The 24,514-nt window shown below is 73.3% G+C and carries 21 protein-coding genes; 8 read left to right on the forward strand and 13 right to left on the reverse strand.

Annotated features, from left to right (window positions below; translation table 11 throughout):
• Window positions 1-31 precede the first annotated feature (31 nt).
• Window positions 32-709: a response regulator transcription factor gene (locus ACY1JF_RS05645; RefSeq protein ID WP_462703858.1), complete on the reverse strand. Its 678-nt coding sequence runs from the start codon at window positions 707-709 to the stop codon at window positions 32-34.
• A 526-nt stretch (window positions 710-1,235) separates the two neighbouring features.
• On the opposite strand from ACY1JF_RS05645, the gene ACY1JF_RS05650 reads away from it, so the two are divergent.
• Window positions 1,236-2,732, forward strand: coding sequence for an oligopeptide:H+ symporter (locus ACY1JF_RS05650; protein ID WP_462703859.1), 1,497 nt, complete (start codon window positions 1,236-1,238; stop codon window positions 2,730-2,732).
• Window positions 2,733-2,846: 114 nt separating this feature from the next.
• Here ACY1JF_RS05650 and ACY1JF_RS05655 read toward each other — a convergent pair whose 3' ends face one another.
• Together ACY1JF_RS05655 and ACY1JF_RS05660 are read right to left on the reverse strand one after the other, a co-directional pair.
• Window positions 2,847-3,401, reverse strand: coding sequence for an ATP-binding protein (locus ACY1JF_RS05655; protein ID WP_462703860.1), 555 nt, complete (start codon window positions 3,399-3,401; stop codon window positions 2,847-2,849).
• Between the two features lie 195 nt (window positions 3,402-3,596).
• Complete coding sequence (locus tag ACY1JF_RS05660; RefSeq protein WP_403536915.1) at window positions 3,597-3,974, reverse strand: STAS domain-containing protein; 378 nt, start codon at window positions 3,972-3,974, stop codon at window positions 3,597-3,599.
• Window positions 3,975-4,226: 252 nt separating this feature from the next.
• Between ACY1JF_RS05660 and ACY1JF_RS05665 the strand changes: the two genes are divergently transcribed.
• Window positions 4,227-5,141 carry an RNA polymerase sigma factor SigF gene (locus ACY1JF_RS05665; protein ID WP_462703861.1) on the forward strand — a complete coding sequence of 305 codons (915 nt, stop codon included), beginning with the start codon at window positions 4,227-4,229 and terminating at the stop codon, window positions 5,139-5,141.
• A gap of 167 nt (window positions 5,142-5,308) precedes the next feature.
• Here the strand turns inward: ACY1JF_RS05665 and hutI are convergent, their stop codons facing one another.
• The 4 genes from hutI to hutU are packed head-to-tail and all read right to left on the reverse strand — an operon-like array spanning window position 5,309 to window position 10,852.
• Window positions 5,309-6,532, reverse strand: coding sequence for an imidazolonepropionase (hutI, locus tag ACY1JF_RS05670; RefSeq protein WP_462703862.1), 1,224 nt, complete (start codon window positions 6,530-6,532; stop codon window positions 5,309-5,311).
• A 29-nt stretch (window positions 6,533-6,561) separates the two neighbouring features.
• Window positions 6,562-7,905: a formimidoylglutamate deiminase gene (locus ACY1JF_RS05675; protein ID WP_462703863.1), complete on the reverse strand. Its 1,344-nt coding sequence runs from the start codon at window positions 7,903-7,905 to the stop codon at window positions 6,562-6,564.
• Window positions 7,902-9,119 carry an allantoate amidohydrolase gene (locus ACY1JF_RS05680; protein WP_462703864.1) on the reverse strand — a complete coding sequence of 406 codons (1,218 nt, stop codon included), beginning with the start codon at window positions 9,117-9,119 and terminating at the stop codon, window positions 7,902-7,904. Before ACY1JF_RS05680 ends, ACY1JF_RS05675 begins: the two co-directional genes overlap by 4 nt.
• Window positions 9,116-10,852, reverse strand: a complete 1,737-nt coding sequence (gene hutU, locus ACY1JF_RS05685; protein WP_462703865.1) for a urocanate hydratase — start codon at window positions 10,850-10,852, stop codon at window positions 9,116-9,118. Before hutU ends, ACY1JF_RS05680 begins: the two co-directional genes overlap by 4 nt.
• A 131-nt stretch (window positions 10,853-10,983) precedes the next feature.
• Here hutU and ACY1JF_RS05690 point away from each other — a divergent pair, with 131 nt between their 5' ends.
• Window positions 10,984-12,348: a type III PLP-dependent enzyme domain-containing protein gene (locus ACY1JF_RS05690; protein WP_462703866.1), complete on the forward strand. Its 1,365-nt coding sequence runs from the start codon at window positions 10,984-10,986 to the stop codon at window positions 12,346-12,348.
• 323 nt (window positions 12,349-12,671) lie between these two features.
• On the opposite strand, the gene ACY1JF_RS05695 is transcribed toward ACY1JF_RS05690, so the two are convergent.
• A complete protein-coding gene (locus ACY1JF_RS05695) occupies window positions 12,672-13,256 on the reverse strand; it encodes a hypothetical protein (protein WP_462703867.1) in 585 nt (194 codons plus the stop codon).
• Between the two features lie 110 nt (window positions 13,257-13,366).
• The gene (locus ACY1JF_RS05700) at window positions 13,367-14,209 is read right to left on the reverse strand and encodes a MurR/RpiR family transcriptional regulator (RefSeq protein WP_462703868.1); all 843 of its coding nucleotides are present in this window, start codon (window positions 14,207-14,209) and stop codon (window positions 13,367-13,369) included.
• Window positions 14,210-14,947: 738 nt separating this feature from the next.
• Between ACY1JF_RS05700 and ACY1JF_RS05705 the strand changes: the two genes are divergently transcribed.
• Window positions 14,948-15,358, forward strand: a complete 411-nt coding sequence (locus tag ACY1JF_RS05705) for a hypothetical protein (RefSeq protein WP_462704051.1) — start codon at window positions 14,948-14,950, stop codon at window positions 15,356-15,358.
• A 443-nt stretch (window positions 15,359-15,801) separates the two neighbouring features.
• Here ACY1JF_RS05705 and ACY1JF_RS05710 read toward each other — a convergent pair whose 3' ends face one another.
• Window positions 15,802-17,190 (reverse strand): cystathionine beta-synthase, encoded by a 1,389-nt coding sequence (locus tag ACY1JF_RS05710; protein ID WP_462703869.1) that lies wholly within the window; start codon window positions 17,188-17,190, stop codon window positions 15,802-15,804.
• A 171-nt stretch (window positions 17,191-17,361) separates the two neighbouring features.
• On the opposite strand from ACY1JF_RS05710, the gene ACY1JF_RS05715 reads away from it, so the two are divergent.
• From ACY1JF_RS05715 to ACY1JF_RS05725, 3 genes are all read left to right on the forward strand, one after another.
• Window positions 17,362-18,387, forward strand: a complete 1,026-nt coding sequence (locus ACY1JF_RS05715) for an SGNH/GDSL hydrolase family protein (RefSeq protein WP_462703870.1) — start codon at window positions 17,362-17,364, stop codon at window positions 18,385-18,387.
• A 628-nt stretch (window positions 18,388-19,015) separates the two neighbouring features.
• Window positions 19,016-20,236 (forward strand): acetyl-CoA C-acetyltransferase, encoded by a 1,221-nt coding sequence (locus tag ACY1JF_RS05720; RefSeq protein WP_462703871.1) that lies wholly within the window; start codon window positions 19,016-19,018, stop codon window positions 20,234-20,236.
• 278 nt (window positions 20,237-20,514) lie between these two features.
• Entirely contained in the window at window positions 20,515-21,297 is a 783-nt protein-coding gene (locus tag ACY1JF_RS05725; RefSeq protein WP_462703872.1) for a hypothetical protein, read from the forward strand.
• Between the two features lie 99 nt (window positions 21,298-21,396).
• Here ACY1JF_RS05725 and ACY1JF_RS05730 read toward each other — a convergent pair whose 3' ends face one another.
• Window positions 21,397-21,708 carry a hypothetical protein gene (locus ACY1JF_RS05730; RefSeq protein WP_462703873.1) on the reverse strand — a complete coding sequence of 104 codons (312 nt, stop codon included), beginning with the start codon at window positions 21,706-21,708 and terminating at the stop codon, window positions 21,397-21,399.
• A 101-nt stretch (window positions 21,709-21,809) separates the two neighbouring features.
• Between ACY1JF_RS05730 and ACY1JF_RS05735 the strand changes: the two genes are divergently transcribed.
• On the forward strand, window positions 21,810-22,040 hold the full coding sequence (locus ACY1JF_RS05735; protein ID WP_462703874.1) for a DUF4287 domain-containing protein: 231 nt from the start codon (window positions 21,810-21,812) through the stop codon (window positions 22,038-22,040).
• Window positions 22,041-22,132: 92 nt separating this feature from the next.
• Here the strand turns inward: ACY1JF_RS05735 and ACY1JF_RS05740 are convergent, their stop codons facing one another.
• A complete protein-coding gene (locus ACY1JF_RS05740; RefSeq protein ID WP_462703875.1) occupies window positions 22,133-23,017 on the reverse strand; it encodes a Bax inhibitor-1/YccA family protein in 885 nt (294 codons plus the stop codon).
• Window positions 23,018-23,181: 164 nt separating this feature from the next.
• Window positions 23,182-24,357, reverse strand: a complete 1,176-nt coding sequence (locus ACY1JF_RS05745) for a 4-hydroxybenzoate 3-monooxygenase (RefSeq protein ID WP_462703876.1) — start codon at window positions 24,355-24,357, stop codon at window positions 23,182-23,184.
• Window positions 24,358-24,514 lie beyond the last annotated feature (157 nt).

Genomic DNA, 24,514 nt, shown 5'->3' on the forward strand with positions numbered 1-24,514 from the left:
ATCCATGACCCGGGTACGAGGGGAGGAGGTCTCAGTTCTTCTCGAAGCGGAAGCCCACGCCCCGCACCGTGGCGATGTAGCGGGGGTTGGCCGCGTCGTCGCCCAGCTTCTTGCGGAGCCAGGAGATGTGCATGTCGAGGGTCTTGGTCGACGACCACCAGGTGGTGTCCCAGACCTCGCGCATCAGCTGGTCGCGGGTGACGACCCGGCCGGCGTCGCGCACCAGCACCCGCAGCAGGTCGAACTCCTTCGCGGTGAGCTGCAGCTCCTCGTCGCCCATCCAGGCGCGGTGCGACTCGACGTCGATGCGCACGCCGTGCGTGGCGGGCGGCTGCTGGGGCTCGGCGGCGCCGCGGCGCAGCAGGGCCCGGACCCGGGCGAGCAGTTCGGCGAGGCGGAAGGGCTTGGTGACGTAGTCGTCGGCGCCCGCGTCCAGACCGACGACGGTGTCCACCTCGTCGGCGCGCGCGGTCAGGATGAGGATCGGCACCGAGTGGCCCTCGGAGCGCAGCCGGCGGGCGACCTCCAGGCCGTCCATGCCGGGCAGGCCCAGATCCAGCACGACCAGGTCCACACCGCCCTGCATCCCGGCGTCGAGCGCCGTGGGTCCGTCCTCACGCACCTCGACCTCGTACCCTTCCCGGCGCAGTGCGCGGGCCAGCGGCTCCGAGATGGACGCGTCGTCCTCGGCGAGCAGTACACGGGTCATGACCCGATGGTAGTCCGCCCGGAGCAACGCCCGAGGTGAGATCGGGTGCGCGGCACCACGCGGACGAGACACCTCCGGACATGCCGGACACGTGCCCGGGCCGGCGCGACGGGAGGCGATCTCCCCGAAGACGTCGGAATATAGTATTCCGGTTCCATCACTCCCTGTGACAAGCGTCTCAAGTCCTTCCATACCGGGCGGTACCTTGCCTTATGGTGGACAAACGCCTGTAGCACCACGGGGACCTTCGGCGGCTCCGGCTCTCCCGGGCTCTTGACGCCGAAGGTCTTCTTCGTGTGTGCGGGCCGGTCGTCCGCCGGCCTCGAAAGGAATGACCCGTGGCCGGGCCTCCCCGCGCAGAGCCGCGCGCCGAGGCGTGGATCCCGGTGGTCACCGTCCGCCGCCCCGTGATCCGGGGCGGACTCCCCGTGGGCGTGGGGTGGGCGGGCGGACCGCCGGTGCCGGCCCGCCCCCCACCGGGCGCGCATCGCCTCCGTGAGCCCGTCCCGACCAGCAAGGATCGACCATGGCGTCAAGCCTGACGAAGGACTCGGTCACCCCGGGCACCCCCGGATCCGAGAAGTCCTTCTTCGGCCACCCCCGGGGTCTGGCCACCCTCTTCATGACCGAGATGTGGGAGCGTTTCTCCTACTACGGCATGCGGGCTCTGCTCCCGCTGTACCTCGTGGCCCCGGGCGGCCTGGGCATGAACGCCGGCACCGCCACCGCGATCTACTCGGTGTACCTCTCGCTGGTGTACCTGCTCACGATGCCGGGCGGCTGGTTCGGCGACCGCGTGTGGGGTCCGCGCAAGACCGTCGCCGTCGCCGGCGGCGTCATCATGCTCGGCCACCTCACCCTGGCGCTGCCCTCCTCCGGCACCTTCTTCGCCGGTCTCGGCCTGGTCGCGATCGGCTCGGGTCTGCTGAAGGCCAACATCTCCACGATGGTCGGCCACCTCTACCAGGGCCCCGACGATCCGCGCCGGGACGGTGGCTTCACCGTCTTCTACATGGGCATCAACCTCGGCGCCTTCGTCGCGCCGCTGGTCATCGGCACCATCGGTGAGAACGTCAACTGGCACCTGGGCTTCGCGCTGGCCGCGGTGGGCATGGCGATCGGTGTCGCCCAGTTCCTGATCGGCAGCCGCCACCTCGACGCGCACTCCAGCGTCGTCCCCAAGCCGCTGTCGGCCGCCGAGAAGACCTCGACGCTGCGCAAGTCCGCGTTCTGGGCCGTCGTCGCGGCCGTCTTCTACGCGATCGTCGGCTTCTCCGGCCACTACACGCTGAACTGGATCCTGGTCCCGCTGACCCTGCTCGGCGTGATCATCCCGATCATGGTGCTGGCCCGCATCAAGCGCGACAAGGAGCTGGACCGCGCCGAGCAGTCGAAGATGTCCGCGTACATCTGGTTCTTCGTCGCCGCGGCCGTCTTCTGGATGATCTACGACCAGGGCGGCTCGACCCTGTCGATCTTCGCCGAGTCCTCCGCCGAGAACAGCGTCCTGGGCTGGTCCTTCCCGGTCTCCTGGTACCAGTCGGTCAACCCGGTCATCATCATGGCGCTGGCCCCGGTCTTCGCGGCGCTGTGGCTGGCGCTGGCCCGGCGCGGCAAGGAGCCGAGCACGGTCGTCAAGTTCTCGTACGGCCTGGTGCTGATCGGCGCGTCCTTCTTCCTCTTCCTCGCCCCGCTGGCGATCGCGGACGGCGGGCACAAGGCCGCCGCGCTGTGGCTGGTGGCGATCTACTTCGTCCAGACCTGCGGTGAGCTGCTGCTCTCCCCGGTCGGCCTGTCGGTGACGACGAAGATGGCGCCGGTGAAGTACGCCTCGCAGATGATGGGCGTCTGGTTCCTGGCGGTCACCGCCGGTGACGCGACCACGGGTCTGCTCTCCATCGCCGGCGTGGACCTGAACAGGACGGGCATCGTCGCCGCGGAGGCCACCCTCGCCGTGGTCGCCGGCGTGGCGGTGTGGATGTACCGCAAGCGCGTCAGGACGCTGATGGGCGACGTCCACTGAGACCCGCCGGTCCGGCTTCCACCGGAGGGTCACCGTGTCCTGGGGGGCGCGGTGGCCCTTCGGGCTTCGCGGGGGCGACCCCGCCGGGGCTTTCCGGGGGGCCTCCGCGTCCGTCTACGCCGGTGCCGCCAGCTCCGCCCACACGGTCTTGCCGGCGACGCCCGGGGACCGTACGACCCCCCAGTCGAGACAGAGCCGCTGCACGATGAACATGCCGTGGCCGCCGGGGCGCCCGGCGCGGTGCGGTGTGCGGGGCGCCGGCTGGCCCGTGCCCCGGTCGGAGACCTCCAGCCGGATCACCTTGCGGTCGCGGCTGATCGACAGCTCGTCCGGGCCCTCGGCGTGCAGACAGGCGTTGGTGACCAGTTCGGAGACGACCAGCAGGACGTCCTCGGCGGCGGCCCGCTGGTCGGCCGAGTCGGCCGGCAGCCAGCCCCACGCGTACAGTGCCTGGCGGGTGAAGTCGCGGGCCAGCGGTACGACACCGCTCGTGCCGTCGAAACTCAGCCTGCGGGACTGGACACCGGTGGCGGCGGCCGTCGGCGCGCCCACGTGCCCTTCGGACACCCCGGTCACGGGCATACCCCCCTCAGGCGCCCCGGAGGCGCCGGAAGCGCCGCTGGGCTCCGGACCGCGGTCGCCCGGCGAGTAGGGCCGGGTGGTGCTCATCAGCGCTTCACCTCACCGATTCACCAATTCATGATTCGAGGTCGTACACAGTCGGTCGGGCGGCCGACCCGTTCAGGATGTCTCCTGCCCGACCGGACCGGCGGAACACCCCTGTATCGGGCAGGAAACACAGGACGGGGCGGAACCACCGGCCACAGGGGACGCGCGGGACCCGCCGGGTCCGCGGGCGGCGGGTCAGCCGCTCTCGTCCGCCAGGGCCGTCTCAAGGGTGTCATGGACGGTGAAGACGGCGTCCGCACCGGTGATCTCGAAGACCCTCGCCACCACGGGCCGCATGCCGACCAGATGTACTCCACCCCCCGCGGCCTCCGCCTTCAGCCGCGCGCCGAGCAGGACGTTGAGTCCCGTGGAGTCGCAGAACTCCAGGCGCGAGCAGTCGACGACAAGCCTGCTGAAACCCTTGTCCAGGCAGTCGTCCAGTGGCTCGCGCAACAGATCGGCGGTGTGATGGTCCAACTCACCCGCCGGGGTCACGACGGCACTGGGGCCTTCCTGCCGCACCTCCACCAGAAGCCGGCCAGACTGTGCGCTGCCGACCGTCCCGCGGTCCATGCCGTCTCTCTCTCCCGACGTCGAGGCTGCTTACTGACGCCCTCGAACACTACGCCTTCCGCACGCCCTTCAACACCCGAACATCCGCACACAAACGGACATATAAGAACAAAAAGCACTTGCGGCGGGCTCGGTACAGCCGGTAGGGCTAGTAAGAACACGCAACCGACACGGCCGGCTTTGGAGGCGCCGCACACCGCAGTGCACGTATTCGGCTTCGGCAGCCGCATGCCGAGAACGATGGAGGACATCATGTCACCCCGGCTCGACGGATCGCGTACCCGGACAGCGACGTCGGCACTCCCTCCGGAACATCTGGATCCCATCGACCGCTTCGAGCGGGCCGTCGAGCACGGCGGCGCCCTCGCCGGGCTTCCGGACATCCCCGCGTACGACGAGGTCGCCCCGGCGGACGCCCGGGCCCTGTCCAAGGACCTCTTCGAGCGCCTGGAGACGCTGGAGGAGGGCACGCACGAGCACGCGTACGTACGCAACACGCTCGTCGAGCTCAACCTCGCGCTGGTCAAGTTCGCCGCCTCCCGCTTCCGCTCGCGCAGCGAGCCGATGGAGGACATCGTCCAGGTCGGCACGATCGGCCTGATCAAGGCGATCGACCGCTTCGAACTGTCGCGGGGCGTGGAGTTCCCCACGTTCGCCATGCCGACCATCATCGGCGAGATCAAGCGGTTCTTCCGCGACACCTCCTGGTCCGTGCGCGTCCCGCGCCGCCTGCAGGAACTGCGTCTGGACCTGGCCAAGGCCGGTGACGAACTGGCCCAGCGGCTCGACCGCGCGCCGACGGTGGCGGAGTTGGCCGAACGCCTCGGCATCACCAACGACGAGGTCGTCGAGGGCATGGCCGCGTCGAACGCGTACACCGCCGCCTCGCTGGACGCCCAGCCGGAGGAGGACGACGCCGAGGGCGCGCTCGCCGACCGGATCGGTTACGAGGACCACGGCCTCGAAGGCATCGAGTACGTCGAGTCGTTGAAGCCCATGATCGCCGAACTGCCGCCGCGCGACCGGAAGATCCTCTCCCTGCGCTTCGTCGCGGGCATGACCCAGTCGGAGATCGGCGAGGAACTGGGCATCTCCCAGATGCACGTCTCCCGTCTGCTCTCCCGGACGCTGGTGAGACTGCGCAAGGGGCTGACGGTCGAGGAGTGACCCCGGCCGTGGCCGGGGTCGGGGTGACGGCCGTGCCGTCGCGAGGGGGGTGGTCCACGCGGACCGCCCCTTCGGGCTGTCGTCCAACCCTTCGCGCCGTCGTCCAGCTCCTTCGTGCTGTCGTCCAGCCCCTCGCGCCGCCGTCGCACGGCGCGCACGCCCCGCCGTCACACGACGCGCACGCCTCGCCGCCACACCCCCGCGACCAGCGGTACGCCGGGCCGGTACGCCAGGTGGACGTGGCTCGGGGCGTCCAGCAGGACCAGGTCGGCGTACGCCCCCGGTGCGAGGCGCCCGACGTCGTCCCGGCGCAGGGCCGCCGCGCCGCCCGCCGTGGCCGACCACACCGCCTCGTCCGGGGTCATCCCCATGTCCCGTACGGCGAGGGCGACGCAGAACGGCACGGAGGACGTGAAGGACGAGCCGGGGTTGCAGTCCGTGGAGAGGGCGACCGTGACGCCGGCGTCGAGCAGCCGCCGGGCGTCGGGCCAGGCGGCGCGGGTGGAGAACTCGGCGCCGGGCAGCAGCGTGGCGACCGTCCGGCTGTGCGCGAGGGCGTCCACGTCGGCGTCGGTGAGGTGGGTGCAGTGGTCGGCGCTGGCGGCGTCGAGTTCGACGGCGAGCCGCACGCCGGGGCCGTGGGAGAGCTGGTTGGCGTGGACGCGGGGGTGCAGGCCCTTGGCCTTGCCCGCGGTGAGGACCGCGCGGGCCTGGTCCCCGTCGAAGGCGCCCCGCTCGCAGAAGACGTCGATCCAACGGGCGTACGGGGCGCAGGCGTCCAGCATCTCGCCGGTGACGAGGTCGACGTAGGCGGCGGGGTCGTCGGCGAGTTCGGGGGCGACGATGTGGGCGCCGAGGAAGGTGACCTCGTCGGTGTGGCGGGCGGCGACGCGCAGGGCGCGGGACTCGTCGGCGGTGGTCAGGCCGTACCCGGACTTGGTCTCCAGGGTCGTGGTGCCCTGGCGCAGGGCCTCGGCGAGGTAACGGGTGAGGCCGGCTTCCAGTTCCGCGTCGGTCGCGGCACGGGTGGCGGCGACCGTGGTGCGGATGCCGCCCGCTCGGTAGGGGCGGCCGGACATGCGGGCGTTGAACTCCTCGGTGCGGTCGCCCGCGAAGAGCAGGTGGGAGTGGGAGTCCACGAAGCCCGGCAGGACGGTCCGGCCACCGGCGTCGACCCGGTTGTCAGTGGCGGGTGCTTTCCTGGATTCACCGGTCCACGCGACGCGGTCGCCGTCGATGACGACGGCCGCGTCCCGGATCAGGCCCAGGGGGCTTCCGTCCGTGAGGGAGGGGTCGTTGGTGACCAGCGTGGCGATGTTGGTGATGACGGTACTGCCGGTGCTGTCGGTGCTGTCGGTGCTGTCGGTGCTGTCAGTGCTGTCGGTGCTCATGATGTCCCCTGCGGTGGCGGTGGGCGTCGTCAGGCGCGCAGGTCTGCCACGGCCCGCGCCAGTGCTCGCGGCACGTCCGGTACGAGGGTGTGGACCCCGTCGCGCACGACGTGCCGTCCGCCGACGACCGTGTGCCGTACGTCCGCCGCGGTCGCGGCGAATACGGCCGTCTCGGCGCCGAGCCGGGGCGGCGGCCCCGCTGTTCTGACCGAGTCCAGGGCGACGGTCGTCAGGTCGGCGCGGGCGCCGGTCCCGATGGTGCCGGCGTCGTCCCAGCCGAGCGCCGCGTGACCGTCTGTGGTGGCGGCGCGCAGCAGGCCGGTGGCCGTCCAGTGCCCCCGGGTGCGGGTGCGCAGCCGTTCGTTCAGCTCCATCGCGCGCGCCTCCTCGAACAGGTCGATGACGGCGTGGCTGTCGGAGCCCAGGCAGAGCGGGGAGCCCGCCTTCTGGAGCGCGGCGGCGGGTCCGATGCCGTCCGCGAGGTCCCGTTCGGTCGTCGGGCACATGCAGGTGCCGGTGCCGGTGGAGCCGATCAGCGCGATGTCGGCGTCGGTGAGGTGCGTGTTGTGGACGCCGGTGGTGCGCGGCCCGAGGACGCCGTGGTCGGCGAGGAGCCGGGCGGGGGTGCGGCCGTGCGCCCGCCGGCAGGCGTCGTTCTCGGCGGTCTGCTCGGACAGGTGGACGTGGAGCGGGGCCCGCCGCTCCTCGGCCCAGCGGACCACGGTCGCCAACTGGCCGGCGGGCACGGCCCGTACGGAGTGCACGGCGGCCCCGATCCGCGCGTGATCCCGTTCCTTGAGAACTGAACAGCGTGCTGCCCAGTCCTCCGCGCTCCCGTCGGAGAAGCGGAGCTGGTGGGCCGTGGGCGGCCGTCCGAAACCGGCGGAGAGGTAGCAGGTGTCGAGGAGGGTGATGCGGACGCCGGCGTCGGCGGCTGCCTCGATCAGCGCCTCGCCCATGGCGTTGGGGTCGGCGTAGGGCGTGCCGCCGGGGGCGTGGTGCACATAGTGGAACTCGCCGACGGCGGTGACGCCGGCCAGGGCCATCTCGGCGTACACGGCCCGGGCGAGGGCGTGGTAGGTGTCCGGGGTGAGGCGGTCGGCGACGGAGTACATCACCTCGCGCCAGGTCCAGAAGGTGCCGGAGCCCGCCTGGACGGTGGAGCGCAGGGCGCGGTGGAAGGCGTGGCTGTGGGCGTTGGCCAGTCCCGGCAGGGTCAGTCCGCGCAGGATCTCGGCGCCGGGCGGCGGGGTTCCGACCCCGGTGCGGACGGCACGGACGCGGCCGTCCGCCACGTCGACGGCGACGCCCGGTTCGACGTGGCCGCCGAGCCAGGCGTGTTCGAGCCAGTACGTCCGCCGGGGGTCGGTCACGGGCACGCGAGTCCTTCCAGTACGTCGGCGAGGGCGAGCACCCCGGCCACGCAGTCGTCCTCGGTGGCGGACTCGGCCGGGGAGTGCGAGACGCCGGTGGGGTTGCGCACGAACAGCATGGCGGCCGGGACGCGTGCGGAGAGGATTCCGGCGTCGTGTCCGGCGCCCGTGCCGAGGACGGGCACCCTCAGGTCCCTCCCGGTGCCGAGGACGCGGACGAGTTCGTCGCGCAGGACGTGGTCGAACTCGACGACGGGGGTGAAGGACTCCCGGGCGACGGTGAGGCCGACGCCGTGCGCCTCGGCGTGGGCGCGGGCGGCCCGCTCGACACCGCCGACCACGGCGTCCAGGACCTCCTGTCCCTCGGCCCGGGAGTCCAGCCAGCCGCGCACCAGGGACGGCACGGCGTTGACGCCGTTCGGTTCGACGGCGACCTTGCCGAAGGTGGCGACGGCACCGGCGCGCGCGGCCTCCCGGCGGGCGGCGAGCACGGTCTCGGCGTACGGCAGCATCGGGTCGTGCCGGTCGGTGAGGCGGGTGGTGCCGGCGTGGTTGGCCTCGCCGCGGAAGTCGAACCGCCAGCGTCCGTGCGGCCAGATGGCGGAGGCGACGCCGACCGGGTCGCCGGACAGGTCCAGGGCGCGGCCCTGTTCGACGTGGAGTTCGACGAAGGCGCCGATGCGGGCGAGCCGCTCGGGGTCCGGGCCGATGGCGTCCGGGTCGTGGCCGGCGGCCTCCATGGCCTGCGGGAGGGTGATGCCGTCGGCGTCGGTGAGGCGGTGGGCCTCGGCCACGGTGAGCGCTCCGGCGGTGAGGCGGGAGCCGACGCAGGCGAGGCCGAAGCGGGCGCCCTCCTCGTCGCCGAAGTTGACGATGCCGAGCGGCCTGGTGAACCGCGCTCCCCGGTGGCGCAGTTCGTCCAGCGCGGCGAAGGCGGAGACCACGCCCAGGGGGCCGTCGAAGGCGCCGCCGTCGGGTACGGAGTCCAGGTGGGAGCCGGTGACGACGGCGTCCCCGGCGGCCGGGTCGCCGAGCCAGGCCCACTGGTTGCCGTTGCGGTCGGTCTCGTAGGACAGGCCGCGCGTCTGGGCCTGCTCCCGGAACCAGGCCCGGCAGTCGGCGTCGGCGCCGCTCCAGGCGAACCGCCGGTAGCCGCCGGAGACGGGGCCTCGGCCGACCGGCAGCAGCTCGGCCCACATGCTGTGGAAGCTCACGCGTCGCCACCCTCGCGCGTGTCGCCGCCTTCACGCGTGTCGTCGCCCTCGCGCATGGGGACGCCCTCGCGCGTGTCGTCGCCCTCGCGCATGGGGACGCGGACGCCGCGTTCCTCGGCGACCGACTCCGCGATGTCGTACCCGGCGTCGACGTGCCGGATGACGCCCATGGCGGGGTCGTTGGTGAGCACGCGGCGGATCTTCTCGCCGGCGAGCGGCGTGCCGTCGGCGACCGTCACCTGCCCGGCGTGGATCGAACGCCCCATGCCGACGCCGCCGCCGTGGTGGACCGACACCCAGGAGGCCCCGGAGGCGACGTTGACCATGGCGTTGAGCAGCGGCCAGTCGGCGATCGCGTCGGAGCCGTCGCGCATCGCCTCGGTCTCCCGGTACGGGGAGGCGACGGAGCCGCAGTCCAGGTGGTCGCGGCCGATGACGACGGGCGCGGTCAGCTCGCCGCTCGCCACCATGTCGTTGAACCGCTCACCGGCCCTGTCCCGTTCGCCGTAGCCGAGCCAGCAGATGCGGGCGGGCAGCCCCTGGAAGGGGACCCGCTCCCCCGCCATCCTGATCCAGCGGGCGAGGGACTCGTTCTCGGGGAAGAGGTCGAGGACCGCCCGGTCCGTCCTGGCGATGTCGGCCGGGTCGCCGGAGAGGGCGGCCCAGCGGAAGGGGCCCTTGCCCGCGCAGAAGAGGGGGCGGATGTAGGCGGGGACGAAGCCGGGGAAGGCGAAGGCCCGGTCGTACCCGGCGAGCCGGGCCTCGCCGCGGAGGGAGTTGCCGTAGTCGAACACCTCGGCGCCGGCGTCCTGGAAGCCGACCATGGCCTCCACGTGCCGGGCCATGGACGCGCGGGCGCGGGCGGTGAAGCCCGCCGGGTCCTTGGCGGCGGCGTCCGCCATGTCGTCGAAGGCGATCCCGGCGGGCAGGTAGGCCAGCGGGTCGTGGGCCGAGGTCTGGTCGGTGACGATGTCGACCGGCGCGCTCATGGCGAGGAGCCGGGGGACGACCTCGGCCGCGTTGCCGAGGAGGCCGATGGAGAGCGGGCGGCGGGCGTCGCGGGCCTCGACGGCCAGGTGGAGGGCGTGGTCGAGGGAGTCGGCGCGGACGTCCAGGTAGCGGTGGCCGATACGGCGGTCGATGGCGCGCGGGTCGCAGTCGACGCAGATCGCGACGCCGTCGTTCATGGTGACGGCGAGGGGCTGGGCGCCGCCCATGCCGCCGAGTCCGGCGGTGAGGGTGATGGTCCCGGCGAGGGTGCCGCCGAACCTCTTGGCGGCGACGGCGGCGAAGGTCTCGTAGGTGCCCTGGAGGATGCCCTGGGTGCCGATGTAGATCCAGGAGCCGGCCGTCATCTGCCCGTACATGGTCAGGCCGAGCGCCTCCAGGCGGCGGAACTCCTCCCAGTTGGCCCAGTCGCCGACGAGGTTGGAGTTGGCGATGAGGACGCGCGGGGCCCACTCGTGGGTCCGCATGACGCCGACCGGGCGGCCGGACTGGACGAGCATCGTCTCGTCCTGCTCGAGGGTCCGCAGCGTCCGCACCATCGCGTCGAAGGACCGCCAGTCGCGGGCGGCCTTGCCCGTGCCGCCGTATACGACGAGCCGGTCGGGGTGTTCGGCGACCTCCGGGTCGAGGTTGTTCTGCAGCATCCGCAGGGCGGCCTCCTGCTGCCAGCCCAGGGCGCTCGGCTGGGTGCCGCGCGGCGCACGGACGGGACGGGGTCCTGACATGGCTGCCTCCTGAGGCCGGCTGGCTCTCCACGGATGTCACTACTTCTATTCACATGCTTACTTCCTGAATATAACTAGTCAATACGTCGTGGGGTCCGCGTCCGCGCCCCACGGGTGTTTGGCTGGACCGCATGAGTGATGACGAGGGCACCGGTGAGCGGCGGGCGGCGCGGCGGGACCGGGCGGTCCGGGCGGCCGTGGAGCAGGGGCTGCTCGGGCCCGGCACCCCCCTGCTGGCGCTGCTGGACGTCGCCGGCATCCGGGAGTCGGCGGCGGCGCTGCGGGCGGCGTTCACGGCGGTGACCGCGCCCGGTACGCCCGTGCTGCACGCCTTCGCGGTGAAGGCGGCGCCGCTGGTGCCGGTGGTGCGGCTGCTGCGGGACGAGGGCATCGGCGCGGAGGTGGCGAGCCCCGGCGAGCTGGCGCTGGCGCGGGCGGCGGGGGTGCCGGCGGAGCGTACGGTGCTGGACTCGCCGGCCAAGACGCCCGAGGAGTTGCGCGAGGCGCTGGCGCTGGGGATCGCCGTCAACGCGGACAACCCGCAGGAGCTGGACCGGCTCGACGGCCTGCTGCGGTCGGCCCCGACCGCCTCGCCCCTCGGCCTCCGGGTGAATCCGCAGGTCGGCGGCGGCTCCATCGAGGCGCTGTCCACCGCGACGGCGACCTCGAAGTTCGGGGTGGCGCTGCGGGACGAGGGGGCGCGGGAGTGGGTGGTGCGGGCGTATCTGGACCGGCCCTGGCTGACCCGGCTGCACGTGCACACCGGCTCCCAGGGCATCGCGCCGGCCCGGATGGCCGAGGGGGTGGCGGCCGTGCACGCGCTGGCCGAGGAGATCAACCGGCGGTGCGGACGGCGACGGGTCGACACCGTCGACATCGGCGGCGGACTGCCGGTGAACTTCGCCTCGGAGGCGACGACGCCGACCTACGGGCAGTACGCGCGGACGCTGCGGGAGGCGGTGCCGGGGCTGTTCGACGGGCGGTACGGGCTGGTGACGGAGTTCGGACGGTCACTGCTGGCCGAGCACGGCACGGTGGTGACGCGGGTCGAGTACGCCAAGAGCGCCGGGGGCCGGCCGGTCGCCGTGACGCACGCGGGGGTGCAGGTGGCGACGCGGACGGTGTACGCGCCAAAGGCGTGGCCGCTGCGGATCGCCGCGTACGACGGGGCGGGCCGCCCCAAGGAGGGGCCGCCGGTGGTGCAGGACGTGGCCGGCCCCGCCTGTTTCGCGGGGGACCTGCTGGCGGCGGGGCGGGCGTTGCCGCGGCTGGAGCAGGGGGACCACGTGGCGGTGCTGGACACGGGGGCGTACTGCTTCGCGCATCACTACGCGTACAACTCGCTGGCGCGGCCGGGGGTGTTCGGGTTCACCGCGGACGACGCCGGGGACGTGCGCTTCGCAGTGGTACGGCGGCCCCAGTCGCTGGAGGAGATCGTGACCGAGGCAGGCGGAGCACACGTGGACGCCCTGACGTCTCCGGCGCCGAGCGGGTGAGGCGCCCTCAGGAACCGGAACCGCGCAAGGCCGGCCAGGTGAGACGCCCCCAGGAAACCGGAGCCGCGCGACGCCGGCCAGGTGAGACACCCTCAGGAAACCGGAACCCCACAGGGCCGGCCAGGTGAGACGCCCCAGGAAACCGGAACCCCACGGGTCCGGCCAAGTGGGACACCCTCAGGAACCCGGAACCGCGCGACGCCGGTCAGGTGACGCCTCAGGGGCGCGGGGAACCGCGCGCGCCCGGCCACGACGCTCCCGCACCCGCACCCGCACCCGTCCACGCACCGCCCCCTCACCGCCTCCCCCTCACCGCCCCGGTGTCACACCAGCGCCGCCGTCTTCCGCCGCGCCCCGCCCGGGGCGGCGTCCCCCGCCGCGATCCCGGTCCCCCGGTACGCCTTGACCGCCTTGCCCGCGGGGCGGCCCGCCCTCCGGTCGAGCCAGTCGACCCGCACCCACAGCAGCGCGTCCCCGGCCCGCTCGCGGCGGCCGAGCCACGCCGCCTTCAGCCAGAGGCCCGCCCCGCAGCCGGCCAGCAGCATCCCGCCGGCCGCCGGGACGGCGAACGCGCTGCCCAGCGCCGCGAGGAAGGCGAGCAGCAGCCACCAGCGGTGCCCCCGGCGCCAGTTGCGCGAGGTCACCACCCGGTCCTGGAGGACGTCGTGCTTCCCGGCGCGGGCCGCCGCACCGGCCAGCCGGGTGTACCGCTTGCGGCGGACGTACGCCACCACGAGGGCGGCGACGATGAAGAGCGCCGCTCCGGCCAGGACACCGATCCGACGGCCGGTCAGTCCCGGCACCAGTACGCCGATGCCCGCCGCGACCGCGCCGAGCCACCACATGGGCGCCGCGCCCGCCCGTACGACGACGGCCACCCGGGCCAGCCCTTGTCCTCCGCGCGCCACGTCTGCCTCCCGTCACATCTGCCAAGCGTCCGAGGGGTGTGCGAGGACGGCAGGTTAACGGCGCAAGGTGAGACGAGTCTGAGAGCGTGCGGCGCTCCGCCGGGGTCTCGTCAGTCCACGAACAGCCCTCGCGCCGCCGCGTGGGCGTCGAACTCCTCCAGGCGTGCCTGGGCGTCCGGCAGGTCGTCGCACATGGCCTCCAGCAGCACCCGGCCCAGCAGCATCGGCGCGCAGGCGGTGTCGAAGGCGAGCCCGGTGCCGACGGCGGCGGGCAGCAGCAGGTCGGAGACCTTGGCGACGGGTGCGAAGGCGGAGTCGGCGACGGTGACGACGGTCAGCCCGGCCTCCTTGGCGTGGGCCAGGGCGTCGACGACCTCCCGGGGGTGGCGCGGCAGCGCGAAGCAGAGCAGCGCGCTCGCCCCGGCCCGTACGGCGCCGTCGATCCGGTCCTGGACCATCGAGCCGCCCTCGCCGAGCAGCCGGACGTCGGGGTGGACCTTGGCGGCGAAGTAGGCGAACCCCTGTGCCTGGGCGGCGGCGGCCCGCAGACCGAGGACGAGGAGGGGACGGCTCGCCGCGAGGAGACGCCCGGCCCGCCGCACGGGGCGGGGGTCGGCCAGCACCTCGGCGAGGTGCCGCAGGTTCTCGATCTCGGCCTCGACGGCCTGCTGGTACTCGTTGCCGGTCCCGGTCTGGGGCACCGGCTCGGCGGGGGCGACCTCGCGCAGGTGACGGCGCAGATCCGGGTAGCCGTCGAAGCCCAGGGCGACGGCGAAGCGGGTCACGGACGGCTGGCTGACCCCGGCCAGTTCGGCCAGTTCCACGCTGGACAGGAACGGCACGTCGGCGGCGCGCCGCACCATGCTGTGCGCGATGCGCCGCTGGGTCGGCGTCAGCCGGTGTCCCTCGAACAGCGCCTGCAGCCGCGCGGCCGGACTGTCGGTCACACCCATGACGCGCTCCCCTCCGGATCTCCGTCCCGGGACGCTACACGCACCTCGCACCCGCCCCCGCACCCCGCACCCACTCCCCGGCCCGCCCGCCGGCACGGTCACCGGCCTGCCGCACCCACCGCGCCCACCGCACCCGCCGGTGCCGGGCCGGCCGAAGACAGTGCCGGCTCGTCCAGTCCTGATATTCAGTATCCCTTGTCTCCGCATACGCCCCTACAGTCGGGCGGCCGTCACGACCCGCGCGAACGGCGTGCCCGAAGGCGGCCGGCGCACATGGGGGAGGGACACGGCCTCCTGACGCGGTCTGACAGACCGTGTGCGCGGCGGCGGGGGTCGCGCGGGGCGGGACCGGACGGTGGTGCGCGGCAGCCGTGCCTGTCCGTGGTGCCTGCCGGCGTCAGGCGGAGTGGGGCACCCGCCGCGTCCTCGCACGCGTCGGCGGCGGACGGCCGGAACCCCGGTTCTCCGGCTGCGGCTCGGCCCCGTCCCGGAACGCGCCCCTGGCCCCGTCCTCCCGGCCGTGGACGTCCGGTTCCCCCGTCCCCGTGTCCAGCCGGCCGAACGCCCTGGAGAAGCCCCGCAGGCGCTCCGCCCGGCCGAACCGCTCCGCCGGACCGCTCCGCCGGACCGCTCCACCGGGCCGGTGCTCACCCGCCCCCGGCGGCCCCACCGCGAACCCGGGGGCTAACCCCAGTGCGATGGGCATCCCCGCTCCGTAGCGTGGTCGGCATGACGGGAATGGACGCGCGCGACACCGACCTGAAGAAGGAACTCGATGCGACCCTGCGGGCCCGCAGGGAGCTGGGCGAGGACTACGACTCCGCGCTGGTGGAGTCGTTCCTGGAGAAGGTCGACCAGCGGATCGACGGCGCGGTCGAGCGGCGGGTGCGCCGGCAGTTCGCCGAGCAGCAGATGGTGTCGGCCCGGGACGCGCGGGCCCCCAGGGCCACCGACTCCTTCGGGGAGCGGTTCGGCTTCGGCATCGTCTCGCTGGTGCTGGCGGTCCCCCTCTCCGCGATCGGCGGGGGCGTCGCGGACCTGCCGGGGCTGCTGACCGCCTGGGCCGGCATCGTCGGGGTGAACGTCGTACAGGCCGCCCGGACCAACCCGGGACTGTTCCGCGGGCGTGGCCCCCGCGAGACCGACTGACGGCCCGCCTCGCGTCCGGCCGACCGGCCGGACGCGAGGCGGACGCGGGGAACGTCATGCGCGGAGAACGTCATGCGCGGGGAACGTCATGCGCGGGGACCGCCGCACCCCCGTTGCCGGGGGGCGGGACGACGGCGGTCCCCGCGAGGGACACGGTGCCGGATCGGAGACCGGGCGCCCGCGTCCTGGCGTCCAGGGAGGTCCGGGAGCCGCTCCGGAGGTCCTTGGCGCCGTTCGGTGCCGGCCGGGGCGGGAAGCCTCCCCCGGTGCTGAACGCCCGAGTGGTGTCCCCACCGCCCTGCCGACACCCACCAATGTGCCTGACCTGTGTTAAGCGTGTGCTGCGCGAACGTGACGCCCGCGTACCGATTCGGAAAGACCTGACTACCCGGCATCCACCGCGGGTTCGCCGCCGTCGTCCGCCGTTCACCGGAACTCTTCCGCTACTTCCCCGGCCCGGCGAGGAAGGCCAGCAGGTCCTGACGGCTCACCACCCCGGTCGGCTTGCCCTCGACCAGGACGATCGCCGCGTCGGCCGTGCCGAGCACGCTCATCAGGTCCTCGACCGGCTCGCCGGAGCCGACCTGCGGCAGCGGCGCCGACATGTGCCGCTCCAACGGGTCCTGGAGCGAGGCCCGCTGACTGAACAGGGCGTCGAGCAGCTCGCGTTCCACCACCGAGCCGACCACCTCGGCGGCCATCACGTCCGGATGCCCCGCGCCGGGCTTGACGATCGGCATCTGGGAGACGCCGTACTCGCGCAGCACCTCGATGGCCTCGCCGACCGTCTCGTCCGGGTGCATGTGGACCAGGGAGGGGATGGAGCCGCCCTCCTTGTGGTCGAGGACGTCACCGACGCGGGCGCTGGGCCCGGAGTCGTCCAGGAAGCCGTAGTCGGCCATCCACTCGTCGTTGAAGATCTTCGACAGGTACCCGCGTCCGCTGTCCGGGAGGAGCACGACGACCACGTCGTCCTCGGTCAGCCGCTCGGCGACGCGCAGCGCGGCGACCACCGCCATGCCGCAGGAGCCGCCCACCAGCAGGCCCTCCTCCTTGGCCAGGCGCCGGGTCATCTGGAAGGAGTCCTTGTCGGAGACGGCGACGATCTCGTCGGCGACCTCGCGGTCGTAGGCGGTCGGCCAGAAGTCCTCGCCGACGCCCTCGACGAGGTACGGGCGTCCCGAGCCGCCGGAGTAGACCGAGCCCTCGGGGTCGGCGCCGATCACCTTGACCCGGCCGTCGCTGGCGTCCTTGAGGTAGCGGCCGGTGCCGGAGATGGTGCCGCCGGTGCCGACGCCGGTCACGAAGTGGGTGATCCGGCCCTCGGTCTGCTTCCACAGCTCGGGACCGGTCGAGTGGTAGTGGGAGAGCGGGTTGTGCGGGTTGGAGTACTGGTCGGGCTTCCAGGCCCCGGGCGTCTCACGGACCAGCCGGTCGGAGACGTTGTAGTAGGAGTCGGGGTGCTCCGGGTCCACGGCGGTGGGGCAGACGACGACCTCGGCGCCGTACGCGCGCAGGACGTTGATCTTGTCCGTCGACACCTTGTCGGGGCAGACGAAGACGCACTTGTAGCCCTTCTGCTGGGCCACGATGGCCAGGCCCACGCCCGTGTTGCCGCTGGTCGGCTCGACGATCGTGCCGCCCGGCCGCAGCTCGCCGCTCTGCTCGGCGGCCTCGATCATGCGCAGGGCGATGCGGTCCTTCACCGAGCCGCCCGGGTTGAAGTACTCCACCTTGGCCAGGACGGTGGCCCTGAGGCCCTTGGTCACGCTGTTGAGCCGCACCAGCGGGGTGTTGCCGACGAGGCTGATCATCGAGTCGTGGAATTGCACCGTTGTCTCCGGATGCCGCAAAAATCTGGTGATGATGGTCGTGCCGGCCAGCCTATGGCCTGCCGGTCCCCGGCGGCCCCGGGACGGCCGTTCACCTGCCGTCGAGATTGGGCGACGGTCCGTACAGGGCAAGTAGGGGGTGTACGGCTCGTGAGGAGGTGGCGGCGACGCATGACGAGCATGTCGAGGGCGAGGGTGGCCCGGCGGATCGCGGCCGGCGCGGCATACGGCGGCGGTGGGATCGGGCTGGCCGGCGCGGCGACGGTCGGCCTGCTGCTGGCGCAGGTGCGCCTGGCCAGGCGGCGGGTGGGCACCGGCACGCCCGCCCGGGTGCCGAACGCGGAGGGACTGTACGGCGCGGCGTTCCCCACGGCCGGTGAGCCGCCCCTGCGTCTGGTGATGCTGGGCGACTCCACGGCGGCCGGGCAGGGCGTGCACCGGGCCGGGCAGACGCCGGGGGCGCTGCTGGCGTCCGGGCTGGCGGCGGTGGCCGAGCGTCCGGTGGAGCTGCGGTCGGTCGCACTGCCGGGGGCGCGGTCGGACGACCTGGACCGGCAGGTGGCGGTGGTGCTGGCGGACCCGGTGCGGCTGCCGGACATCTGCGTGATCATGGTGGGGGCCAACGACGTCACCCACCGGATGCCGGCCACCCGCTCGGTGCGCCATCTGGCGGGGGCGGTACGGCGGCTGCGCACGGCCGGCGCGGAGGTGGTCGTGGGCACCTGTCCCGACCTGGGCACGATCGAGCCGGTGCGGCAGCCGCTGCGCTGGCTGGCCCGGCGGACCTCGCGGCAGCTCGCGGCGGCGCAGACCATCGGCGTGGTGGAGCAGGGCGGGCGCACGGTGTCGCTGGGCGACCTGCTGGGCCCGGAGTTCGCGCGCAACCCGCGGGAGATGTTCGGTCCCGACCACTACCACCCCTCCGCGGACGGGTACGCCACCGCCGCGATGGCGGTGCTGCCGACGGTGTGCGCGGCGCTCGGCCTGTGGCCGGCCGAGGAGGAGCGTCCCGACGCCTTCCGCCGCGAGGGCTTCCTGCCGGTGGCGCGGGCGGCGGCGGAGGCCGCCGACGAGGCGGGCACGGAGGTCGCGGCGGCGATGCCGGCGGGGCCGCGCGGGCCGTGGGCGCTGCTCAAGCGGCGCCGGCGGCGGAGGGTTCCGGAGGCGGAGCCGGACCACACGGCACAGCCGACCTGAGCCGACCCGCACCCCGGCCCGCCTCCCGGCCCGCCTCCCGGTCCCGGCCCGGCCCGCACCCCAGCTCGCGTCCTGGTCCCGGCCCTGCCGGTCCGGCCCGCGCCCCGGTCCCGTACCGCCCCCCAGCCCGCCTCCCGGTCCCGGCCCGGCCCGCACCCCAGCTCGCGTCCTGGTCCCGGCCCCGCCCGCGCCCCGGCCCGCCTCCCAGTCCCGGCCCTGCCGGCCCGGCCCGGCCCGCGCCCCGGTCCCGTACCGCACCCCAGCCCGCCTCCCGGTCCTGCCCGCGTCCCGGTCCTGCCCGCGTCCCGGTCCTGCCCGCGTCCCGGCCTCGGCCCCGGCCCAGACCGCACCCCAACCCACGTCCCGGCCCCGCCCCGAACCACACCCCAACCCACGTCCCGGTCCCGCCCCCAGCCCGCGCCCCGACTCCACCCCACCCCCCGCTCACCCCGCCCCGCTCCGCCCCACCCCATCCCCACCCACCCCCTACCGAAAAAAGCAAGCGCTTAGTAAATTGCGGTCAGGGTCACACTCCCGCCCCCGTGACCCACCCTCTACGTACGGGTAACTTTCCAGGCGGTCATGCAGTCCAGTCAGCCGCCCGCACGCGAACGCCAATGGAGCCGTGATGCCCGAAGCCGTGATCGTTTCCGCCGCCCGCTCCCCCATCGGCCGCGCCGGCAAGGGCTCCCTCAAGGAGCTGCGCCCCGACGACCTGGCCGCCACGATCGTCCAGGCCGCCCTCGCCAAGGTGCCGGAGCTGGACCCGCGGGACATCGACGACCTGATGCTCGGCTGCGGCCTGCCCGGCGGCGAGCAGGGGCACAACCTGGGCCGGATCGTCGCCGTACAGCTGGGGATGGACCACCTGCCGGGCTGCACCGTCACCCGGTACTGCTCCTCCTCCCTCCAGACCAGCCGCATGGCGCTGCACGCCATCAAGGCCGGCGAGGGAGACGTCTTCATCTCGGCCGGTGTGGAGATGGTCTCCCGCTTCGGCAAGGGCAGCTCCGACGGACTGCCCGACACGCACAACCCGCTGTTCGCCGAGGCCGAGGCCCGCACCGCCGCCGTCGCCGCCTCCGAGGGGTCCACCTGGCACGACCCGCGCGAGGACGGCCTGCTGCCCGACCCGTACATCGCGATGGGCCAGACCGCCGAGAACCTGGCCCGCGCCAAGGGCGTCACCCGGCAGGACATGGACGAGTTCGGCGTCCGCTCCCAGAACCTCGCCGAGGAGGCCGTCAAGAACGGCTTCTGGGAGCGCGAGATCACCCCCGTCACGCTGCCCGACGGCACGGTCGTCAGCAAGGACGACGGTCCCCGCGCCGGCGTCACGATGGAGGGCGTCGCGGGCCTCAAGCCCGTCTTCCGCCCCGACGGCATGGTCACCGCCGGCAACTGCTGCCCGCTCAACGACGGCGCCGCCGCCCTCGTGATCATGAGCGACACCAAGGCCCGCGAGCTGGGCCTGACCCCGCTGGCCCGGATCGTCTCCACGGGCGTCTCCGGCCTCTCCCCGGAGATCATGGGCCTCGGCCCGGTCGAGGCGTCGAAGCAGGCCCTCGGCCGCGCCGGGCTCACCGTCGGCGACATCGACCTGGTCGAGATCAACGAGGCGTTCGCCGCGCAGGTCATCCCCTCCTACCGGGACCTCGGCATCCCGCTGGAGAAGCTGAACGTCAACGGCGGCGCCATCGCCGTCGGCCACCCCTTCGGCATGACCGGCGCCCGCATCACCGGCACGCTCATCAACTCCCTCCAGTGGCACGACAAGCAGTTCGGCCTGGAGACGATGTGCGTCGGCGGCGGCCAGGGGATGGCCATGGTCATCGAGCGCCTGAGCTGACGTTCGGTAGCCCCCGGGGGACCCCCCGTGACTCTCGGCCCGGAGCTCTGGGACACCCAGGGTTCTGGGCCGTTTTGTGACCCAATCTCCCCCAGGATGTGACCTATCTCGCTCGCACCGGCGATTTACGCAGGTCAGACCGGACCCACCGGTCCCACCGGTTCCGCCGGGGCTCAAAGTCATGTCCGTTTCGTGACGTTACGCACTGACAGCGGATCAGTCCTCCCATCAAGCTGAGGTAGGAAGTCGGGGGTCGACTTTGAACCGGGAGTACGTCAGTGAGCGCCACATCGATCGCCCTGCTGCTCACCACGGCAGCCACCGGCGCCGTGGGCGTCGCGGTCCTGCGCAGCGTCCTGGTGCTGCGCCGCCAGGTCGCGGCCCTGCACGCCGAGCTGACCGAGAGCCACGGCGCGGCCCCGCGCGGACGGGTGCCCGCCGCCCGCGCCACGGCCGACACCGACGAGATACGCGCCGCCGTCGCCGAGGCGCTGGCCGAGGAGCGGGAGCGGGAGCTGGCCGAGGCCCGCGCGTTCTGGGCCGCGCAGGAGAGCCGTGACATCTCCGACGCCCCGCTGCTGCTGGGCTTCGCCGACGGCGAGCCGTTCCTGCCCCACCCGGCCGACCTCGCGGGTCTGGAACCGGTGACGGAGCCGGGCGCGGACGCCGACGAGCCGTACCCCGACTCCGCCGAGCTGGCCGCGGCCCGCCGCCGTCACCCCTCGCACCCGGACTTCGTACCGAACCCCTCCCCCGTGGTGAACGACCACGAGCGCACCGTCACCGTCCTGGAGGAGCTGGCCACCGGCCGCGTCGAACTGGCGGACGTCCGCCCGGGCCCGCTGGGCACCCTGGACGTCTACGTCTTCGCCGACGGGACGACGCTGTGCATGACGCCGGGCCACCGCGAGCCCGCGGAACGCCTGGCCGCCGCGCTGCGCGCGGGCGACGCCCCGGTGCTGCTCGGCGGCTCCGGCGTCTTGGGGGCCTACGCGCTGACCTTCGCCTGCGGCGAGGAGAGCGTGTACGTGCTGGCGGACCGCGTCATCGCGTCCCTCTAGCCACTGTCCGGCCACTGTCCGCGGCCACTGCCTGCGGCTACCGCCCGCGGCCGCCGCCGTCCGCGGAGCGCGGGCGGAGCGCGCGGGGCCCGCGCGCCCTCACACCCCGGCGCGTTCCTGCGCCCGGGTGACGAGCCGTACCGCCTCCTCCACCTCCGCCTCGCTCCGCAGTACGACCGCCAGGTCGTGCCCGGCGACGGTGATCTGGTCGGCGGCGGCGAACATGCCTGCGTCGGGCATCACCCGGGGCTCGGCGGCGGGGTCCTCGGCGAGCTGGGCCCGCCGGGACAGCTCCCTGGCCAGTTCCAGCGCCTCGGCGGCGGCTCCCCGTTGCAGTCTGCTCTGCGGGGCGGCCCGCAGGCGGTCGGCGAAGTGCTCCAGCGCACCGGTCAGAGGCGTCGTATCAACCACGGCGTGAGCGTACGCCGCCGTCCGGCACTGTTGCCAACGGGCGAACGCTCGGGCACGGTGACCTGAAGGACCGGCTCACACCCCTGCGTCCGGAGGCGCCGATGCCCCATGTCCTCTCCGAGGAGACCCATCGCAATCTGCTCGCCCGCATCCCCCACTGCACCGGCCGTGAGGTCTCCGACTGGCTGCGCACCGTCGAGGAGGGCCCGGCCCTCTTCCGCTTCGAGGAGAAGGTCAGCTGGCTGAGGCACGAGTACGACCTCGCCTACGGCCACGCCAAGGCCCTCGTCCACGAGTACGACCTGAGAAGGGCCGCGCGCAAGCTGCGCTGAGGGCGACCGGACACCCGAAGGGCCCCGGGCGGCGCGCGCCCGGGGCCCTTCGTCACACGGTCCTCGACCGGTGTGTCAGCCGCTGCTGTTGATCAGTCGCTGCTGTTGAAGATCGCGATCAGCCGCAGGAACTCCAGGTACAGCCACACCAGCGTCAGGGTGAGGCCGAAGGCCGCGAACCAGGCCTCGTTGCGCGGAGCGCCGTAGGCGATGCCGTCCTCGACCTGCTTGAAGTCCAGGGCGAGGAAGCAGGCGCCGAGGACGACGCCGATGACGCCGAAGAGGATGCCGAGGCCGCCGCTGCGGAAGCCGAGGCCGTCACCGCCGCCGAAGACCGCGAACAGCATGTTGACCATCATCAGCAGCACGAAGCCGAGCGAGGCCGCCATCACGAAGCCGACGAAGCGGCGGTTGACGCGGATCCAGCCGGCCTTGTAGGCCACCAGCACGGCGGCGAAGGTCGCCATGGTGCCGATGACCGCCTGCATGGCGGCGCCGTCGGCGATGCGGTTGTCGACGACGCTGGAGACGACGCCGAGGAAGACGCCCTCGAACGCCGCGTAGGCCAGGATCAGCGCCGGGGTGGGCGTCCGCTTGAAGGACTGGACGAGCGCCAGGACCATGCCGATCAGGGCGGCGCCGATGGCGATGCCGTAGGACCGGCCGATGTTGGCGTCGTCGACCGGCAGGAGGGCCCAGGAGAGCGCGGCGGTGACGATCAGCACGCCGAGCGTGCTGCCGGTCCGCAGGACGACGTCGTCGATGGTCATCCGGCCGGCGGTGGCCGGCGCCTGCGGGGCGCCGAGGTCCGGCTGGGCGTACGGGTTCTGCGCGTACGGGTTGCCGGTCGGCTGGGCGTACGGGCTGGCCTGCGTGGCGACGGCGGGTCCCCCGGCCTGCGGCGCGGTGTTGAAGCCCGCGTAGCCGTTGTCGCGGCTGAACCCCCGTCGCGAGAAGACCGGGTTTCTGCTCCTCATTTCACTCCTCCATGGCCACCCTGCGTGGCCTTGGCTCAAGAGTAATGGAACGGCAAAGGAATGACCCTAGTGCTTGGGGAGGATCTTTCCCTCCTCCTGCGAGAGAACACGCTGTCCGCCCGGGTGATTCCCTCACCGCACCCTCCTGCCCCTGCACCGGCCCCCTACACGAAGGGGAAGCCGGTGTACGCCTCCGCGAGGTCGGTCTCGGCGGCGCGGGAGGCGGCGATCCGCTCCAGCCGGGCCAGCTGGAGGCGGCCGTCGAAACCGGTGGCGCCGGGGGCGGGGTGCAGCAGCGTGGTCATGTCGTAGGAGAACCGCTCGGCCTGCCAGACACGGCGCAGACAGGTGGCGGAGTAGGCGTCGAGCAGTTCGTCGGAGCCGGTCTCGCGCCGGTGGACCAGGGCCCGCGCGAAGGTGACGACGTCGCCGACGGCGAGGTTCAGCCCCTTGGCGCCGGTCGGCGGCACGATGTGGGCGGCGTCGCCGGCCAGGAAGAGGCGCCCGTGCCGCATGGGCTCGTGGACGTAGGACCGCATCGGCGTGACGGACTTCTGGGTGATGGGGCCCCGGTGGAGCGTCCAGTCGTCGTCGGTCTCGAACCGCCGCTCCAGCTCGTCCCAGATCTCCTCGTCGTCCCACGCCCCGGCGTCCGTGCCCTCGGGAACCTGGAGGTAGAGGCGGGAGACGGACGGGGAGCGCATGGACAGCAGGGCGAACCCGCGGTCGTGGCGGGCGTAGACCAGCTCGTCGTGCGAGGGGGCGACGTCGGCGAGGACACCGAGCCAGCCGAAGGGATACGTACGCTCGAACGTCCGCGCCACCCCCGCGGGTATCGCCTTGCGGGCGACGCCCCAGAACCCGTCGCACCCGACGACGTACTCGCACTCCAGCACGGACTCGACCCCGTCGCGCCGGAAGCGCACGCGCGGGCTGTCGCCCTCCGCGCCCTCCACGGCCAGCGCCTCCGTCTCGAACAGCAGCGGGCCGCCGTCCTGGGTCTGGAGGGCGATGAGGTCCTTGCAGACCTCGGTCTGGGCATAGACCGTCACGGACCGCCCGCCGGTCAGCGCCGGGAAGTCGACGCGGTGCCGCTTCTTGCCGAAGCGCAGTTCGATTCCGTCGTGCCGCAGCCCCTCGCGGTCCATGCGCTCGCCCGCGCCGGCCGCGCGCAGCACGTCCACCGTGCCCTGCTCCAGGATCCCGGCCCGCTGCCGCCGCTCGACGTACTCCCGGTCCCGGCTCTCCAGGACGACCGAGCCGATCCCGGCGTTGTGCAGCAGCCGGGCGAGCAGGAGCCCCGCGGGGCCGGCTCCGATGATGCCGACGGTGGTGCGCATCGGGCGTTCCTCTCAGTTGGCGCCGTTGCCTCTTGTTCGTGTGGTGAAATTTTCTTCACCTTTCACTGGGGTGAGTTTCCGGCCGGGGGCGGCCGGTGTCAACGGGTGGGCGGGAAGTCCTGGACTTGAGCCCGCGAGAGCGGGAACCGGCGGGAGC

This window comes from Streptomyces sp. SYSU D01066-1, from assembly GCF_054956795.1.

What these genes read in the sequence shown, in the direction of transcription:
- hutI (WP_462703862.1), bottom strand. Translation starts at nt 6,532, where the DNA reads ATGAGCACCGACAGCACTGACAGCACCGACAGCACCGACAGCACCGAC.
- ACY1JF_RS05705 (WP_462704051.1), top strand. Translation starts at nt 14,948, where the DNA reads ATGGACGCGCGCGACACCGACCTGAAGAAGGAACTCGATGCGACCCTG.
- ACY1JF_RS05660 (WP_403536915.1), bottom strand. Translation starts at nt 3,974, where the DNA reads ATGGACCGCGGGACGGTCGGCAGCGCACAGTCTGGCCGGCTTCTGGTG.
- ACY1JF_RS05720 (WP_462703871.1), top strand. Translation starts at nt 19,016, where the DNA reads ATGCCCGAAGCCGTGATCGTTTCCGCCGCCCGCTCCCCCATCGGCCGC.
- hutU (WP_462703865.1), bottom strand. Translation starts at nt 10,852, where the DNA reads ATGTCAGGACCCCGTCCCGTCCGTGCGCCGCGCGGCACCCAGCCGAGC.
- ACY1JF_RS05745 (WP_462703876.1), bottom strand. Translation starts at nt 24,357, where the DNA reads ATGCGCACCACCGTCGGCATCATCGGAGCCGGCCCCGCGGGGCTCCTG.
- ACY1JF_RS05740 (WP_462703875.1), bottom strand. Translation starts at nt 23,017, where the DNA reads ATGAGGAGCAGAAACCCGGTCTTCTCGCGACGGGGGTTCAGCCGCGAC.
- ACY1JF_RS05715 (WP_462703870.1), top strand. Translation starts at nt 17,362, where the DNA reads ATGACGAGCATGTCGAGGGCGAGGGTGGCCCGGCGGATCGCGGCCGGC.
- ACY1JF_RS05735 (WP_462703874.1), top strand. Translation starts at nt 21,810, where the DNA reads ATGCCCCATGTCCTCTCCGAGGAGACCCATCGCAATCTGCTCGCCCGC.
- ACY1JF_RS05655 (WP_462703860.1), bottom strand. Translation starts at nt 3,401, where the DNA reads ATGAGCACCACCCGGCCCTACTCGCCGGGCGACCGCGGTCCGGAGCCC.
- ACY1JF_RS05665 (WP_462703861.1), top strand. Translation starts at nt 4,227, where the DNA reads ATGTCACCCCGGCTCGACGGATCGCGTACCCGGACAGCGACGTCGGCA.
- ACY1JF_RS05700 (WP_462703868.1), bottom strand. Translation starts at nt 14,209, where the DNA reads ATGGGTGTGACCGACAGTCCGGCCGCGCGGCTGCAGGCGCTGTTCGAG.
- ACY1JF_RS05650 (WP_462703859.1), top strand. Translation starts at nt 1,236, where the DNA reads ATGGCGTCAAGCCTGACGAAGGACTCGGTCACCCCGGGCACCCCCGGA.
- ACY1JF_RS05690 (WP_462703866.1), top strand. Translation starts at nt 10,984, where the DNA reads ATGAGTGATGACGAGGGCACCGGTGAGCGGCGGGCGGCGCGGCGGGAC.
- ACY1JF_RS05645 (WP_462703858.1), bottom strand. Translation starts at nt 709, where the DNA reads ATGACCCGTGTACTGCTCGCCGAGGACGACGCGTCCATCTCGGAGCCG.